This window comes from Pseudomonas sp. BP6, from assembly GCF_017875935.1.
Lineage (GTDB): Bacteria > Pseudomonadota > Gammaproteobacteria > Pseudomonadales > Pseudomonadaceae > Aquipseudomonas > Aquipseudomonas putida_Y.
Genome location: NZ_JAGINI010000001.1, coordinates 2,617,089 through 2,633,252, shown reverse-complemented (window position 1 = coordinate 2,633,252; position 16,164 = coordinate 2,617,089). Strand labels below are relative to the sequence as shown.

14 protein-coding genes are annotated in these 16,164 nt (G+C 63.4%); 4 read left to right on the top strand and 10 right to left on the bottom strand.

Annotation, left to right across the window (positions count from 1 at the left end; translation table 11 throughout):
• Positions 1-54 precede the first annotated feature (54 nt).
• The 3 genes from J3A98_RS12070 to J3A98_RS12060 all read left to right on the top strand — a co-directional run bounded on the left by J3A98_RS12070 (position 55) and on the right by J3A98_RS12060 (position 2,761).
• A complete protein-coding gene (locus tag J3A98_RS12070) occupies positions 55-813 on the top strand; it encodes a 5-oxoprolinase subunit PxpA (protein ID WP_209966381.1) in 759 nt (252 codons plus the stop codon).
• Positions 814-905: 92 nt separating this feature from the next.
• Positions 906-1,793, top strand: coding sequence for an allophanate hydrolase subunit 1 (locus tag J3A98_RS12065; RefSeq protein ID WP_209966379.1), 888 nt, complete (start codon positions 906-908; stop codon positions 1,791-1,793).
• The gene (locus J3A98_RS12060) at positions 1,790-2,761 is read left to right on the top strand and encodes a biotin-dependent carboxyltransferase family protein (protein ID WP_176684608.1); all 972 of its coding nucleotides are present in this window, start codon (positions 1,790-1,792) and stop codon (positions 2,759-2,761) included. The genes J3A98_RS12065 and J3A98_RS12060 overlap by 4 nt, the downstream gene beginning before the upstream one ends.
• A gap of 62 nt (positions 2,762-2,823) precedes the next feature.
• Here J3A98_RS12060 and J3A98_RS12055 read toward each other — a convergent pair whose 3' ends face one another.
• From J3A98_RS12055 to J3A98_RS12045, 3 genes are all read right to left on the bottom strand, one after another.
• Positions 2,824-3,672, bottom strand: a complete 849-nt coding sequence (locus J3A98_RS12055) for a TIGR03915 family putative DNA repair protein (protein ID WP_209966376.1) — start codon at positions 3,670-3,672, stop codon at positions 2,824-2,826.
• Positions 3,663-4,883, bottom strand: a complete 1,221-nt coding sequence (locus J3A98_RS12050; RefSeq protein ID WP_176684606.1) for a putative DNA modification/repair radical SAM protein — start codon at positions 4,881-4,883, stop codon at positions 3,663-3,665. The genes J3A98_RS12055 and J3A98_RS12050 overlap by 10 nt, the downstream gene beginning before the upstream one ends.
• A gap of 141 nt (positions 4,884-5,024) precedes the next feature.
• Positions 5,025-6,353, bottom strand: coding sequence for a UDP-glucose/GDP-mannose dehydrogenase family protein (locus tag J3A98_RS12045; RefSeq protein WP_209966374.1), 1,329 nt, complete (start codon positions 6,351-6,353; stop codon positions 5,025-5,027).
• A 244-nt stretch (positions 6,354-6,597) separates the two neighbouring features.
• On the opposite strand from J3A98_RS12045, the gene J3A98_RS12040 reads away from it, so the two are divergent.
• Complete coding sequence (locus tag J3A98_RS12040) at positions 6,598-7,644, top strand: class I SAM-dependent methyltransferase (protein WP_176684604.1); 1,047 nt, start codon at positions 6,598-6,600, stop codon at positions 7,642-7,644.
• A 131-nt stretch (positions 7,645-7,775) separates the two neighbouring features.
• On the opposite strand, the gene J3A98_RS12035 is transcribed toward J3A98_RS12040, so the two are convergent.
• From J3A98_RS12035 to J3A98_RS12005, 7 genes are all read right to left on the bottom strand, one after another.
• Positions 7,776-9,020, bottom strand: coding sequence for a saccharopine dehydrogenase family protein (locus J3A98_RS12035; RefSeq protein ID WP_176684603.1), 1,245 nt, complete (start codon positions 9,018-9,020; stop codon positions 7,776-7,778).
• Positions 9,021-9,052: 32 nt separating this feature from the next.
• Positions 9,053-10,150, bottom strand: coding sequence for a carboxynorspermidine decarboxylase (gene nspC, locus J3A98_RS12030; RefSeq protein ID WP_003248125.1), 1,098 nt, complete (start codon positions 10,148-10,150; stop codon positions 9,053-9,055).
• Positions 10,151-10,334: 184 nt separating this feature from the next.
• Entirely contained in the window at positions 10,335-11,252 is a 918-nt protein-coding gene (locus tag J3A98_RS12025; protein ID WP_176684602.1) for a pyridoxal-phosphate dependent enzyme, read from the bottom strand.
• Entirely contained in the window at positions 11,249-11,923 is a 675-nt protein-coding gene (locus J3A98_RS12020; protein ID WP_209966372.1) for a PAS domain-containing protein, read from the bottom strand. Before J3A98_RS12020 ends, J3A98_RS12025 begins: the two co-directional genes overlap by 4 nt.
• An 82-nt stretch (positions 11,924-12,005) precedes the next feature.
• Positions 12,006-13,709, bottom strand: coding sequence for an amidase (locus J3A98_RS12015; protein ID WP_176684601.1), 1,704 nt, complete (start codon positions 13,707-13,709; stop codon positions 12,006-12,008).
• Positions 13,710-13,900: 191 nt separating this feature from the next.
• On the bottom strand, positions 13,901-14,743 hold the full coding sequence (gene yghU, locus J3A98_RS12010; protein WP_176684600.1) for a glutathione-dependent disulfide-bond oxidoreductase: 843 nt from the start codon (positions 14,741-14,743) through the stop codon (positions 13,901-13,903).
• Between the two features lie 113 nt (positions 14,744-14,856).
• Complete coding sequence (locus J3A98_RS12005) at positions 14,857-16,050, bottom strand: MFS transporter (protein ID WP_209966370.1); 1,194 nt, start codon at positions 16,048-16,050, stop codon at positions 14,857-14,859.
• Positions 16,051-16,164: the final 114 nt, after the last annotated feature.

The window sequence follows — 16,164 nt, the reverse complement described above, 5'->3', positions numbered from 1 at the left end:
TGTAGAGAATCTAACGTGGCTTGCATGCAGTCACAAGTGCCAGGAGATGCCGTCATGCAAGCAGTAGACTTCAACTCGGACATGGGCGAGGGCTTTGGCCCGTGGACCATTGGCGATGGCGTCGACAATGAGCTGATGGGTTACATCAGCAGCGCCAACATCGCCACTGGTTTCCATGCCGGCGACCCCGGCACCATGCGCCGCACCGTCGAGCGCGCCAAGGCACTGGGCGTTGCTGTGGGGGCACACCCGGGATTCCGTGACCTGGTTGGCTTTGGCCGCCGGCATATCAATGCCTCGGCGCAGGAACTGGTGGACGACATGCTCTATCAATTGGGCGCGCTGCGTGAAATCGCCCGTGCCCAGGGCGTGCGTCTGCGGCACATCAAACCGCACGGGGCGTTGTACATGCACCTGGCGCGTGACGAAGAAGCCGCGCGCTTGCTGGTGGAAAACCTGCGGGTGATCGAGCCGGAACTGCTGCTGTTCTGCATGCCGGGTTCGGTGATCTGTCGCATCGCCCAGGCACTGGGCCAGCCGGTAGTTCGCGAGTTCTACGCCGACCGCGAGTACGACCTGAGCGGGTCGATCGTGTTTACCCGCAATGTGCGTGGCTACGAGCCCCAAGCCGTCGCCGAGCGGGTGCTGCGCGCTTGCCGCCAAGGCGTGGTGCGTACGGTCGAAGGCCAGGACCTGGCCATCGAATTCGATTCCATTTGCCTGCACAGTGACACCCCGGGCGCGCTGGATCTGGTCGAGGCCACGCGCAGGGCCCTGGATACGGCTGGCATCGTGGTGCGTGCGCTGCGCTGAATCAGTCAGGCATCCGGCAAACAGACAAGCCGGAGCCCGAGCATTTTATTTTCGCCTGCCTTTCTATAAAGATTCCAAGAAAAGGAACTGTCATGGCCGAACCGCTTGCTACAACCCCGATCCGTTACAGCTTCGGCGCCGACGAGCACCTGTTTGCCGAAGTCAGCGAGAGCATGTCGCTGGAGGCCTTTTTCAAGGGTATGGCCGTCACCCGGGCGGTGGAGCGGCTGGCCCTGGATGGCGTGCTTGATGTGTGCCTGGCCAACGCGTCGTTCCAGATCCGCTTCGACCCGGACCGTATCGCCCCCGAGGCACTGCTTGAGGCCGTGCGCGGCGCCGAAGCGCAGGCGGTGGCCGAGCGCTCGCTGCAGACGCGTATCATCGAGATTCCGGTGCTGTACAACGACCCCTGGACCCATGAAACCCTGATGCGCTTTAGGGATCGCCACCAGGACCCGACCAGTACTGATCTGGAGTACGCCGCGCGCATCAACGGCCTGGCCGATGTCGACGCATTCATTGCCGCGCACAGCGGTGCGCCATGGTTCGTGTCGATGGTCGGCTTCGTCGCCGGCCTGCCGTTCATGTTCCAGATGGTCGAGCGCCAGCGGCAGCTGCAGGTGCCCAAGTACCTGCGCCCCCGTACCGACACGCCCAAGCACACCCTGGGCCATGGCGGCTGCTTCGGCTGCATCTACTCGGTGCGCGGGGCTGGGGGCTACCAGATGTTTGGCGTCACCCCGGCACCGATCTACGACCCGCAGCAGACCTTGAATTACCTGAAAGAGCACATGGTGTTCTTCCGCCCGGGTGACATCGTTCAGTTCAAACCCATCGACCGCCGTGCCTATGACCAGGCGGTGGCGGATGTGGAGGAGGGCTGTTTTGACCTGCGCATTCGTCCCGTGGCGTTTTCTCTGGACGCCTTTCTCGCCGATCCGGTCGGCTACCCGAAATCGCTGCAGGAGGTGCTGGCATGATCAAGGTACTCAAACCGGGCCTGGCGACTTCCGTGCAGGACCTTGGCCGCGAAGGTTACTACCACCTGGGCATTCCGCCATCCGGCGCACTCGACCAGTATGCCCTGAGCGCCGCCAACCACCTGGTGGGCAACCCGGCGGGCGCCGCAGGGTTGGAGTGTGCGCTGGTGGGGCCGGAACTGGAGTTCCAGCAGGATACGCTGGTGGCGGTGTGCGGGGCACAGATGCCAGTGCTGCTGGATGGACGCGAGCAGCGCCCGGACACGGCGTTTGCCGTGCGCGCCGGGCAAGTGCTGCGTTTTGGCTTCCCCACTGCAGGCGCCCGGGCTTACCTGGCAGTGGCTGGCGGTATCGATGTGCCGGAGGTGCTGGGTAGCCGTTCAACCTATGCGCTGGGGGCCTTGGGTGGCTTTCAGGGCCGCAAGTTGATGGCCGGTGACCTGTTGCCGGTCGGCGTGCCCAGCGGCAAGACCCGCGCCGGTGCAAGCTTGCCGATGGCCCTGCGTCAGGCCTTGGGGGGCGAGGTGGTGTTGCGGGTGGTGCCTGGGCTGTACTTCCACCGCCTGACCGAAGCGGCAGCGCAACGTTTCTTCACCGACGCCTGGACGGTTGGCTCCGAGGCGGACCGTATCGGCTATCGCTACAAAGGCGGCAGCGCCTTGAGTTTCCAGGCGCGCGAGCAGCCGTTCGGTGCCGGGTCGGATCCGTCGAATATCGTCGACAGCTGCTACCCGATCGGATCGATCCAGGTGCCGGCAGGGTTGGAACCGATCATCCTGCATCGCGATGCGGTGTCGGGGGGCGGTTACGCCATGATCGGCACGGTGATCAGTGCCGACCTCGACCTGATCGGGCAGATGCAGCCCAACCAGCAGGCACGGTTCCTGCCGGTGAGCCTGGAGCAGGCACTGGAGGCGCGGCGTTCGTACAAGAAGAAGCTGGCCTGCCTGGCCAGGCTCTTCAGTTGAGCATGATGGCTTCGGCGTAGCAGCGGCCTTGTGTCTCGACGGGGCCGCAACGGGCTCCGCGGCTACACCGAGCGCGCAGGTTTGCTGATTGTCTTGCCGGTTTGGGAGGCCACCTCAAGGGCCTGGCCGTCCCGCTGTTTGCCTTGGCGCGCCAGGCCTTCGAGCTGCGGTATCAGCATGCCTTCCGGCAAATGCCGCCAGAACCGTCCTGGCATGTGCAGGCGCAAGGCTTCCGGGTTCAGGCGGGCGGGGTTGAAGGTATGGCGGTAGTAGGTGCGCCAGAGTTCGGCGCCCGGGTCTTCGGCATTGCGGGCCCACTGGCGCCAGGGCTCGGGGCACTGGCGCTGGTAGTCGAACGCCTGGCCGTCGAAGCGAATGCCATCCTGTGGCGTGGCAATCAACCAGCGCAAACGCCCCAGGCGGTCGGCGAAGTGCGCGCTGGCACTGTGCAGAATGTCGTGTGCCGGCTCGTGATAGGCCACCAGATCGAGCTGCAAGTGCTCAGCCAGTTCCTCAGGCAGCGGCACGAAGCGTACAAACGCGTGCAAGTGATGCGCCTCGCGGGTTACCTGCTTGATGCGCCGTTGCAGCTCACTGCCCAGCCGGTCACCCGCCAGCATTGCCGTGCGGTCGCCATGGGCGACGCGCCACAGCACTTCATACAGCAGGTTCCAGCGCTGTTCGCCACGGTAGCGAGAGGCCTGCTCCAACTGGCTCAGCAGTGCGGTCGGGACTTTGGCCCGGAAAGGGCCAGGCCCTTCAGGCGGCGCTGCCGGCACGGCCAGCAGGTCCGCCATCGGGCCTTGCGACCAAGTGACTTCCGATGGGTCGATGCCATGCCCCAACAAGCCCCGGGCCTGATCGCGCCAGGTGGCGAACAGGTCCTCGCAGTCGAGCGCGATCACCCCCATAACCCCATCTGCACGGGCGCTGGCGGCTCACTCAAGCGCGCTCGCAGCAAGCCGCTGCGCAATTCGGCCTGGGCCGGGCGGTAGTCGCTGGTCACGATGAATGGCCGTGCCTTGTCCAGCACGCAGCGCAGCTGGATCAGGTCGTCATATCGGATGCGCCGCTCCCGGCGCAGGGCGACCAGGCGCTGTACGCTGCGCAGGCCGATGCCGGGGATACGCGCCAGTAGCGCCGGTTCGGCGCGGTTCACGTCCAGTGGGAACACTTCGCGGTTGGCCAGTGCCCAGGCCAGTTTGGGGTCGATGTCCAGTGCCAGGTTACCGCTGTGGCCCAGCAGCTCGCCAGCCTTGTAGCCATAGCCACGCAGCAGGAAGTCGGCTTGATACAGGCGGTGTTCGCGCAGCAGCGGCGGTGCGGCGAGGGGCACGCTGCCGGGGCTGTCAGGGATCGGGCTGAAGGCGGAATAGTACACGCGCTTGAGGCCGTAGCCTTGGTACAGCGATTCGGCATTGCGCAGCAAGGTGCTGTCGTCGGTGCTGTCGGCGCCGACGATGACCTGGGTGCTTTGCCCGGCCGGGGTAAAGCGCGGCGCCCTGGGCTCGTTGGCCACAGCCTGTTGGCCCTGATGAATCACGCCCATGGCCTGGCGAATGGTGCGCCCTTGCTTTTCCGGCGCCAGGCGCTTGAGGCTGGCGTCGGTGGGCAGTTCGATGTTGACGCTGAGGCGGTCGGCCAGGCGCCCGGCCTCTTCGATCAGCAGCGGGTCGGCATCGGGGATGGCCTTGAGGTGGATGTAGCCGCGGAAGCTGTGCTCTTCGCGCAACAGCCGGGCCACACGGATCAGCTGCTCCATGGTGTAGTCCGCCGAGCGGATGATGCCGGAGCTGAGGAACAGGCCGCTGATGCAGTTGCGCCGGTAGAAGTCCAGGGTCAGGCGTACCACTTCCTCGGGGCTGAAGCGCGCGCGTGGCACGTTGCTGGAGCGGCGGTTGACGCAGTACTGGCAGTCATACAGGCAGAAGTTGGTCAGCAGTACCTTGAGCAGTGATACGCAGCGGCCGTCGGGCGTGTAGCTATGACAGATACCCATGCCGTTGGTAGCGCCCAGGCCGTCACCGCCGCGCGAGTTACGCTTCGGCGCGCCGCTGCTGGCGCAGGACGCGTCGTACTTGGCGGCGTCGGCCAGGATGCCGAGTTTGGCGATGAGTTGCATGGCGCTGTCTCGCTATACTGAATATTCATACAGTATTTTGAGGTTTGATGGATTGCAAGTGGTTTGCGCCAGTCATACACGACCCTGCGTCGATGAAGCCGGCTGACTGCCTGGGGAGTGGCCAGCCGGTATTCACTGCAGTCAAGGTGGCGCATTGTTGCCACGTCCGATGCCGTAGTAGGTCAGGCCTGCCGAGGCCATGTGCTCGGGTTCGTACAGGTTTCGGCCATCGAACACCACACGGTCGGCCAGCTGCTGCGGCACTTCGTCCAGGTTGAGCACACGGTAGTCCTGCCATTCGGTGACGATCACCAGAGCATCGGCGCCCTGCAATGCATCGTCCTTGCAGGGCACCAGTTGCAGGTCGGCACGCGGGCCGTAGAGGCGCCGGATTTCTTCCATGGCCTGAGGGTCGTGGGCCTGGACCCGCGCACCCGCGGCCCACAACGCTTCCAGCAGGACCCGGCTGGAGGCTTCGCGGATATCATTGGTATTGGGCTTGAACGACAACCCCCACAGGGCAAACACCTTGCCCCGCAGGCCGCCAGGGTAGTGGCGCTTGATCTTGCTGAACAGCCGGCCCTTCTGCTGCTCGTTGACCGACTCTACTGCGCGCAACAACTGCGTTTCGCAGCCTTCTGCCTCGGCACTGTGGCGTAGGGCTTGCAAGTCTTTGGGGAAGCACGAGCCGCCAAAACCGCAGCCAGCGTAGATGAAGTCGTAACCGATACGCGGGTCCGAGCCGATGCCACGGCGCACCATTTCGATATCGGCCCCCAGGTGCTCGGCCAGGTTGGCGATTTCGTTGATGAAGGAAATCTTGGTGGCCAGCATGCAATTGGCCGCGTACTTGGTCAGCTCGGCACTGCGCGCGTCCATGACCATAAACTTTTCGCGGTTGCGGTTGAACGGCAGGTAAAGCTCGCGTAGCAATTCCACTTCGGCCGCTTCTGCGCCGCCGATGATGATGCGCTGGGGGCGCAAGCAGTCATCCACCGCAGAGCCTTCCTTGAGAAACTCTGGGTTGCTGATCACCTGGAAGCGGCTGGTATCGGCTACGGCCTGGGCGATGCGTGCATTGATGCGGTGTACCGTACCCACCGGCACGGTGGACTTGTTGACGATTACTTTGGGTCCGTCAGCATGTTCGAGGATGCTGTCGACCACGGCGAAAACGTGCTTCAGGTCGGCGCTGCCGTCGGTTTGCGGCGGAGTACCGACGGCAATGAACTGCAACCGGGCATAGTTGGAAGCCGCTGCGGCATCGGTGGTGAAGCGCAGTCGACCGCAGGCGAGGTTCTTCTCCAGGAGCGGCGCAAGGCCGGGCTCGAAGATCGGGCAATGGCCTTCATTCAGGCTGGCAACCCGATCGGCATCGACATCCATGCACAGCACCGAATGCCCCACCTGGGCCAGGCACACCGCCTGGGTCAGGCCGACATAGCCGGTTCCGAAAACCGTGACCTTCATTTGACAGCTCCTTGATAGGAAAGCTGAAAAAAAATGTCACATCGATGTTTAGGAATTGTGACCTGAAGGATGTGCTCTTGCGCCATATGGCCGTTATTCCACGTCGCCCAGGCAGAGCATCTAAACTTACTGACAGCTCGCGCTAGCGTGTTGTACCGCGAGCGGAAACCCTTGAACCGACCACCGCCTCCCCGGAGCAGACAGCCCTCGTGGGCGATGGCCTTCTTGCAGAGGAGGGCACGTCATGGACGAGGCAAGGCTTCACGATTTCATGGGTAAGCTGGTGGGCGACATGGGCGCAGCGGCGACGCTGGCCAATGTCATTCTCGGCGATGAACTGGGGCTGTACCGGGCCATGGCCGACAGCCAGGCGGTCACCCCGGAGCAACTGGCGGAAAAGACTGGCTGCCACCCGCGGCTGGTGCGCGAATGGTTGAATGCCCAGGCGGCATCGGGCTACATGATCCATGACAAGGGCCGTTTCGTGTTGCCTGAAGAGCAGGCCATGGCCCTGGCGCTGGAGGACTCCCCGGCCTACATGGCCGGCGGCGCGGCAGTGGTGGCTGCACTGTTCCATGACAAGGACAAGCTGGTAGCCGCCATGCGCGGCGATGGCGGGTTGGCCTGGGGCGATCACCACCCGTGCATGTTCAGTGGTACCGAGCGGTTTTTCCGGCCGGGGTATCGCACCTTTCTGGTCGCGGATTGGCTGCCGGCGCTGGAGGGTGTGGTGGCCAAGCTGCAGGCGGGCGCCAAGGTGGCGGACGTGGGCTGCGGTCATGGCGCCTCGACACTGGTAATGGCGCAGGCGTTTCCGGCGTCGACCTTCGTGGGGTACGACTATCATGAGCCTTCGATCGCAACCGCCAACGAGCGTGCACGTGAAGCAGATTTGGAGGCGAGGGTGAGCTTCCAGCAGGCCAGCGCCAAGGACTACCCGGGGCATGACCATGACCTGGTGTGCTTCTTCGATTGCCTGCACGACATGGGTGACCCGGTCGGGGCAGCCCGGCATGCCTACCGTGCTTTGAAGGCGGATGGCACGGTCATGCTGGTGGAACCGTATGCCGAGGACACGCTGGAGGGTAACCTGACACCGGTCGGGCGCTTGTTCTATGCGGCGTCGACGTTTATCTGCACGCCCAATTCGTTGTCGCAGGAAGTGGGTCTGGGGTTGGGGGCGCAGGCCGGGGAGGCGCGATTGCGGGCGGTGTTCGAGGAGGCAGGGTTCAGCAGGTTCCGGCGGGCGACGCAGACGCCGTTCAACCTGATTCTGGAGGCCCGCAAGTAGAGGGTGATCTTGCGCCGGCCTCTTCGCGGGCTTGCCCGCTCCCACAGGTTACGTGCTTGTTTTCAGGCCTGTGGCGATCCTGGACCTGGAAAGCAGAAGGGGTGCTGCATGGCACCCCTTCTGTTTGTTGCTTAGGCTTCAGCGTCCCAAGGACGATCGCCTTTTTCATCTTTGACGCGGGTCGGCAGGCCCATCACGTCCAGCGCCTTGAGGAACGGCTCGGCTGGCAGCTCCTCGACGTTGACCATGCGCTTGGCATCCCACTCGCCACGAGCGACCAGCAGGGCGGCAGCCACTGGCGGTACGCCGGCGGTGTAGGAAATGCCCTGGCTGTCGGTCTCGGCGTAGGCTTCTTCGTGGTCAGCCACGTTGTAGATGAACACTTCGCGCGGCTGGCCATCCTTGGTGCCTTTGACCAGGTCACCGATGCAGGTCTTGCCGGTGTAGCCAGGGGCCAGCGAGGCCGGGTCTGGCAGTACGGCCTTGACCACTTTCAGCGGTACCACTTCCAGGCCTTCGGCGGTTTTCACCGGCTGCTCACTGAGCAGGCCCAGGTTTTTCAGAACAGTAAACACGTTGATGTAGTGCTCACCGAAGCTCATCCAGAAGCGCACGTTCGGCACGTTGAGGTTCTTCGAAATCGAGTGAACTTCATCGTGGCCGGTCAGGTACAGGTTTTGCGAACCTACCACTGGCAGGTCGTCGGTACGCTTGACCTCGAACATGGTGTTGCTGGTCCACTGGCTGTTCTGCCAGCTCCACACCTGCCCGGTGAACTCGCGGAAGTTGATTTCCGGGTCGAAGTTGGTGGCAAAGTACTTGCCATGCGAACCGGCATTGACGTCGAGAATATCGATCGATTCAATGCTGTCGAAATATTGCTGCTGCGCCAGCTTGGCGTAGCTGTTCACCACACCCGGGTCGAAACCGACGCCGAGAATGGCGGTAATGTTCTTTGCCTGGCACTCTTCGAGGTGTTTCCACTCGTAGTTGCCGTACCACGGCGGGGTCTCGCAGATCTTGCCCGGCTCTTCGTGGATGGCGGTGTCCAGATAGGCGACACCCGTATCGATGCAGGCACGCAGCACCGACATGTTGAGGAAGGCGGAACCTACGTTGATCACGATCTGCGATTCGGTTTCGCGGATCAGCGCCTTGGTTGCCTCGACATCGAGGGCATTGAGCGAGAAGGCCTGGATGTCGGCGGGCACCTTGAGGCTACCCTTGGCCTTGACGCTGTCGATGATGGCCTGGCATTTGGAGATGTTCCGTGACGCGATAGCGATACGACCCAGTTCGTCGTTATGCTGCGCGCACTTGTGGGCCACCACCTTGGCGACACCTCCTGCACCAATGATAAGAACGTTCTTCTTCAATTTACCTTTTGCTCCTTACTTGAAAGCCGGTCTTACGACAGGCTGGAAACGTAGTCTTCGAAACCGAACTCGCGGACGACTTCGACGCTGCCGTCGAGCTGCTTGACCACGATGGAAGGCATCTTCAGCCCGTTGAACCAGTTTTTCTTGACCATGGTGTAACCTGCCGTGTCGATGAACGACAGGCGATCGCCAATGGCCAGCGGACGGTCGAATTGATACTCGCCGAAGATGTCACCGGCCAGGCATGACTTGCCGCAGACCATGTAGGTATGCTCGCCGTCATTGGGGGCCATCTTGGCGTTGAGGCGGTAGATCAGCAGGTCGAGCAGGTGCGCTTCGATCGAGCTGTCGACCACGGCCAGGTGCTTGCCATTGTACAGGGTGTCGAGCACGGTCACTTCCAGCGAGGCGCTGTTGGTGATGGCGGCTTCGCCAGGTTCCAGATAAACCTGCACGCCGTATTTTTCCGAGAACGCCTTCAGGCGCGCGCAGAAGGCGTCTACTGCATAGTCTTCACCGGTGAAGTGAATGCCGCCACCAAGGCTGACCCACTCGACCTTGTGCAGCAGGTGGCCGAAACGCTCTTCGATGTGCGTGAGCATCTTGTCGAACAGGCCGAAGTCACCGTTCTCGCAGTTGTTGTGGAACATGAAGCCGGAGATCTGTTCGATCACCTGCTCGATCTTGGCCGGGTCCCATTCGCCCAGGCGGCTGAACGGGCGGGCCGGGTCGGCCAGCAGGTAGTCGGAGCTGCTGACCTGCGGGTTGACGCGCAGACCACGCACCTTGCCTTCGGACTGTTCGGCAAAGCGCTGCAGCTGGCCGATCGAGTTGAAGATGATCTTGTCGCAGTTCTCAAGCATCTCCTCGACCTCGTCGTCGGCCCAGGCCACGCTATAGGCATGGGTTTCGCCGGCGAACTTCTGGCGGCCGAGCTTGAGCTCGAACAGGGAGGACGAGGTAGTACCGTCCATGTACTGCTGCATCAGGTCGAACACCGACCAGGTGGCGAAGCACTTGAGGGCGAGCAGCGCCTTGGCACCGGAGTGTTCGCGCACGTAGGCGATCTTCTCCATGTTGCTGAGCAGCTTGGTTTTATCGATGAGGTAATACGGCGTCTTGATCATTTAAAGGCCCCCGGCCAGGCCGGCCAAAAAAAGGACACGCATTGTGCCTTCACTTGCCGCAGACCGAAAGGGCGGGATACGCATTTCGTCAGGGTTGACGCGATTGCGAGGGCTTTTCGGTTGCGGCGAGGCTAGTAGATCAGGTGTATGTGACTATCGTAATCACCCCCGACAGATGGCAGCTTCAATCTGCCTGCTGCAGCCACGCCTTGATCTGCTCCAGTGTTGCGGTAGCCCCGCCACAGACCACCACCAGTACATTGCGCAACGCGCCCAGTGCCTTGGCATCATAGGCCACTGCCAACGCCGCCCCGCACGCGGGCTCGACCAGCACACGGTGGTCCAGCAAGAACCGCTCACAGGCCTCCAGCGCTGCGCGATCGCTGACCAGGTGGCTGTGCACCGGATGCTGCTGCACGCACATCAGCGCCTGATCAGCCACACGCTTGGCCCCCAGCGACGTCGCCACCGAGGCGATACGCTCCAGCTCCACCGAATGGCCGGCCTGCATGGCCGCATGCAGCGACGCCGCGCCCTCGGTTTCTACTGCCAGCACCGGCACATCGCCCCAGCCATTGCGCTTCAGCCCCTCGACCACGCCACTGAGCAAGCCGCCCCCACCGACTGACAGCACCACCGCGTCCGGCTTCAGGCCGGCCTCGGCCACTTCATCCACCAGGCTGGCATGCCCGGCCCACAGCAGTGGGTCGTCGAACGGGTGGATGAAGGCATCGTTCGGGCCTACCAGTGTCTGTGCCAAGGCGTTGGCCTCTTGCCAGGAACTGCCGTGCACCACCACCTTGGCGTTTTCCAGGTGCAGCAGTTCCTTGGCCCGTTCGGTGGTGGTTTCGGGTACCACCACGGTCACCGGCACCCCCAGCTTGCGTCCGGCGTAGGCGACTGCCAAACCGGCATTGCCACCTGATGAAGACACAAAGTGCCGGGCGCCGCGCGCCTGGTGTACCTCGCAGGCGTGGCCGACACCGCGCAGTTTGAACGAACCGCAGGGTTGCAGGGCATCGAGCTTGAGCCAGATATTTCGACCGGCCGCCAACGACAGCGGGCGCGATTCGATCAGGGGGGTATGAATGTGCAAGGTCATTGGCTGGCTCCGCGTAGTTGCTCGAGGTAGTTGTAAATGGTGTAGCGCGTCACGCCGAGGGCGCTGGCAGCCTTCTCGACGCCGCCCTTGACGATGAACAGGCCGCGTTCCTGCATGACGCGCACGGCCTCGACCTTGGCCTGTTTGTTCATCCGCCCCTGGCCGCTGCGCTGCAGGGCGGCCTGGATGATCTCGCTCATCAGCAGCTCCATGTCGGCAGGTTCGTTGACCGCAGGTATGGCCCCCAGCGGCTGCAACTGCTGGAGAAAGCTCATGGCAGCATCGAGGCCGGTGACGTCGGTGTTGACGCACAGGCTGGCGAACGGGTGGCCGCTGCTGTCACGGAAGATTGCCGTGGCACTTCGTAGCGTGCGGCCCTTGAGCGTAGTGGGGTAATCGGGCAGCACCACCGGCTCACAGCCGTGCTGGTCGGCCGAGGCCTGCATCAGTGCCTTGAAACCCTGGTCCTGCTCCGGTGCGGCGAGGATCGGGCTGCCCACGCTGCGGCCGGAAAGATGACCATTGACGATCGCCACTACCGAGTGTTCGGGGTGCTCAAGGTCGTGCAGGAGAATTTCCATGTTGCGCGCGGCAACGCTGCCCAAGGCCTGGATGGCGGCCTTGAGCACGGTGAGGGTGAGTTGGCGTTCTTCGCTGGGGGTGATAGGCATGGCAGATCGCAAATTCAACTGTTTGTGTATTTTTACACATTTGGTTGAAAATCGCGATCTGCTTGTACGGGGCCTGTAAGACTCAGCCGAGCGCCGGTGTGCGCGGCGGAATCATCCGGCGCGAGCCGGTCGCCTCGAAGGCGGTAGCAAAACTCAGCAGCGCGTTGTCGCTATAGGCCTTCCCGGCAAAGGTCAGCCCTACCGGCATACCGATATCGGCCATCACGCCCATCGGCACGGTGACGGTCGGCACGCCCAGGTGACGGATTGCCAGGTTGCCGTTGGCTACCCAGATACCGTTGCTCCAGGCGATGTCTGCCGATACCGGGTTGATATCGGCATCGGCCGGGCCAACGTCGGCTACGGTGGGGAACAGCACCGCGTCCAGGCCCAGCTTGTCCATCCAGTCTTCCAGGTCCAGCTTGCGGGTCTGCTCCAGGCCGCGCAGGCCGTCGGGCAAGGTCTCGATCTGGTCCCAGGTCTTCAGGCCACGTTTGGCCATGTTGACGTACTCGTCCATGCCGGCAGCCAGGTCGTCTTCACGGTTGGGCAAGGTACCCGGGTCGTGAGGGAAGATCTTCAGCCCGTCGACATCGGCCAGGCGGTTAAGCTTGGGGTCATCGTTGGCGCGCAGGAAATCGTCAAAGGCCCAGCCCGACAGTTCCCACAGTTCGTCATGCAGGAACGCTTTGCTGACGATGCCGCGGTTGTACACGGTCGGCGCGCCTGGGCGGTCGCCTTCGCAGTTGGACACCAGCGGGAAGTCCACTTCCAGTACTTCTGCACCCGCCGCTTCCAGGGCCTGGCGTGCTTGTTGCCACAGGTCGATCACCGTGGCGCGAGTGTTGATGCGTTGGCCGGTCGGCCCGCCGATGCCTGGCTTCTCGGCGGTGCCCGCCTCGGGGTCGGCATTTATATACATGCGTGGTACGCCAAAGCGCTTGCCCTTGAGCGCGCTGGCATCCACTGCCAGTTCAAGGTACGAAGCCGGACGTATGGTCGAAGCAGCCGGGATCGGCACCCATGGCTGCAGGCGCCACAGGTCGCCGCGCTTGTCGGCGTCATCGGCGACCACCACGTCGAGGATTTCCAGCAGGTCGGCCATGGTGCGGGCATAGGGCACCACCACGTCCATGGTCGGCGTCAACGGCCAGTTGCCACGCACCGAAATCACCCCGCGCGAAGGGGTATAGGCACACAGCCCGTTGTTGGACGCCGGGCCACGGCCGCTGGACCAGGTTTCTTCGGCCAGGCCGAAGGCACTGAAGCTGGCGGCGGTAGCGGTACCGGCACCGTTGGACGAGCCCGAGGCGAAGGGCGCAGTCAGGTAGTTGGCGTTGTACGGGCTTTCGGCGCGGCCATAGACGCCGCGCTGCATGCCACCGTTAGCCATGGGCGGCATGTTGGTCTTGCCCAGGCACACGGCTCCGGCGGCTCGCAGGCGCTCGATGGTGAAGGCGTCGCGCTGGGCGACCAGGTCCTTGAAGGCAGGGCTGCCGGAGGCGGCAGTCAAACCTTTGACCAGGTAGCTGTCCTTGGCGGTGTAGGGGATGCCGTCCAGCGGGCTAAGCACCTGGCCCTTGGCACGGCGGGCGTCGGAGGCCTCGGCTTCTTTCAGCGCCTCCGGGTTGCGTACCACTACGGCGTTAAGGGCAGTGGCGGTGTCGGCGCCATCGTAGGCGTCGATACGTGCCAGGTAGGCCTTGACCAGCTCGACCGCCGTCGTGCGGCCCGACTCGAGCGCGTCGCGCAGCTCGGCAATGGAAACCTCGGTTACCTCGATCATGCGTTCACCAAAAAATGTGCAAGTGGGGGCTAATGCGAGGAGTGTACAAGAAGGGCTTGGCGGACGCAGGTTTGCGCGGGGGCAAATGGTTTTATGCAGGGGGGCATTGTCGGGGGGCATTTACAGGCATTACGCGGCCCTTTGTTGGGGCGGCCTTTTGTTGCCAAAGGGCCGCTCCCACATGGTCTGCGTCAACCTGCCAGGTCTGCGGCGCTATGGCGCTCCGGCACCTGGCTGTCTTCATCTCCCCAGGTACGGTTCACCCGTGTACCGCGCTGCACCGCAGGGCGCAGGGCAATTTCCTCGGCCCAGCGCTGTACGTTCGGGTACTCGTCAACCGCCAGGAACTGCGCGGCGTCATACAGGTTGCCGCGTACCAGCTGGCCATACCAAGGCCACACGGCAATATCGGCAATACTGTATTCCTCGCCGCCCAGATAACGGCTTTCGGCCAAGCGACGATCAAGTACGTCCAGCTGACGTTTGGCCTCCATGGTGAAGCGGTTGATGGCGTACTCGAACTTTTCCGGTGCATACACGTAGAAGTGGCCAAAGCCACCGCCCAGGTAAGGCGCCGCACCCATCTGCCAGAACAACCAGTTCAGGCTTTCGGTGCGCGCAGCCGGCGATTCTGGCAGCAAAGCACCGAACTTTTCTGCCAGGTACAGCAGGATCGAACCTGATTCGAACACCCGCACCGGCGGCTCCACGCTACGGTCGAGCAGGGCAGGAATCTTCGAGTTGGGGTTGACCTGGACGAAGCCACTGGAAAACTGATCACCCTCGCCGATGCGGATCAGCCAGGCATCGTATTCGGCACCGGCGTGGCCCAGGGCAAGCAGCTCTTCAAGGGCAATGGTGACCTTGACGCCATTGGGCGTGGCCAGGGAATACAGCTGCAGCGGGTGCTCGCCCAGCGGCAGGTCCTTGTCGTGAGTCGGGCCGGCTACCGGGCGGTTGATGCTGGCGAACTGGCCGCCGGAGGCTGCGTCGTTGCGCCAGACTTTGGGTGGCACGTAGGCAGGCTTGCTCATGCATGAATCTCCTTCAATGGCGCGAAAACGGTCACGTAAACACGTGGACCTGCATCTATGCCACGGGTTCGACACAATGCGCAAATGCACAGGGTGCAGAACCGGCTCAATGTTCAGCTGTGACGAGCGCGCCGCGCCAGCAGCAACGTTAGGCCGACCCCGACCAAGGCGAGCAGGGCAGCCACGCAGAAGATCGAGGCATACCCCAGGTGTACAGCGACGGCCCCCATCACCGGGCCGGCAATGGCCAAGGCCATGTCGAAGAACACTGCATAGGCGCCCAGCCCTGCGCCGCGGCTGCTGCTGGGGACTTGCCTGATCGCCTCCACGCCCAATGCCGGGTACACCAGCGACAGCCCGAAACCGGTCAGCCCGGCGCCAACCAGCGCCCAGGGCGGCGAGGGCGCCAGCCACAGAAGGCTCAGGCCGAGCACTTCGGTGGCCATGCAGGCGACCGCCACGTTGTAGCCGCCAAAGCGGTTGACCGCGTTGACGAACAGCAGCCGCGAGATGATGAAGCACACGCCAAATGCACTCAGGCACCAGGCCGCGCCGGCCCAGCCGCGCTCGAGGTAATACAAGGTGACGAAGGTGGTCAGGGTGCCGTAACCGATCGAGGCCAGGGTCAAACCCAGGCCGCACGGGGCAACCCGGCCGAACGCCGACCAGAAGGGCAGGCGCTCGCCGCGTACCACGACCACGTCGGGGCGCTTGCGAAGCACCAGCAGGGCAACGGTCGCCAGCACCAGCAAAGCCGGCCCCAGCACACTGAAGTCCAGCCCGTCCACGGCCAGGACGCCCATTGGCGCTCCGATGGCGATCGCGCCATAGGAGGCGATACCGTTCCACGAGATCACCCTGGCAGTGTGCTCGGGGCCGACCTGGCTGATGCCCCAGCTCAAGGTGGCCACGCCGATCAGCCCTTGGGCGACGCCCAGCAGCAAACGTCCACCGAGCAGCAGTGCCAGGCTCAGCAGCGGTAAGGTGAGGGTCCAGGCTGACAGCAACGTCAACACCCCACAACCGGCAATCCCAAGCAGGCCAAAGCGGATGGCCTGTTTCCCTCCCAAGGTGTCCGCCACCCTCCCTGCAAACGGGCGGCTCAGCAGCGTGGCCAGGTACTGCAGGCCAATCGTTACACCGGCGATTACTGCGCCAAAGCCGAGTTGGTCGTGCACATAGCCGGGCAGTACCGCAATCGGCAGGCCGATGCAGAGGAAGGCAATGAAGGTATAGAAAACGATCGACAGGATCTGCAGGGTGATGTGCAGCGTGTTGCTGGCGGGGGCAGGTTGTTGCGCGGTCATGGGCTCTTTCGCGGGCGGGCGGTTGGGCGTGAACCCATCATGGCCGTTGCGCGAAGGAAAAGAAAGCAGGCTAACGAATTATTCGTCGGGTCGTGGCAGTCGGTGGGAGGGGGC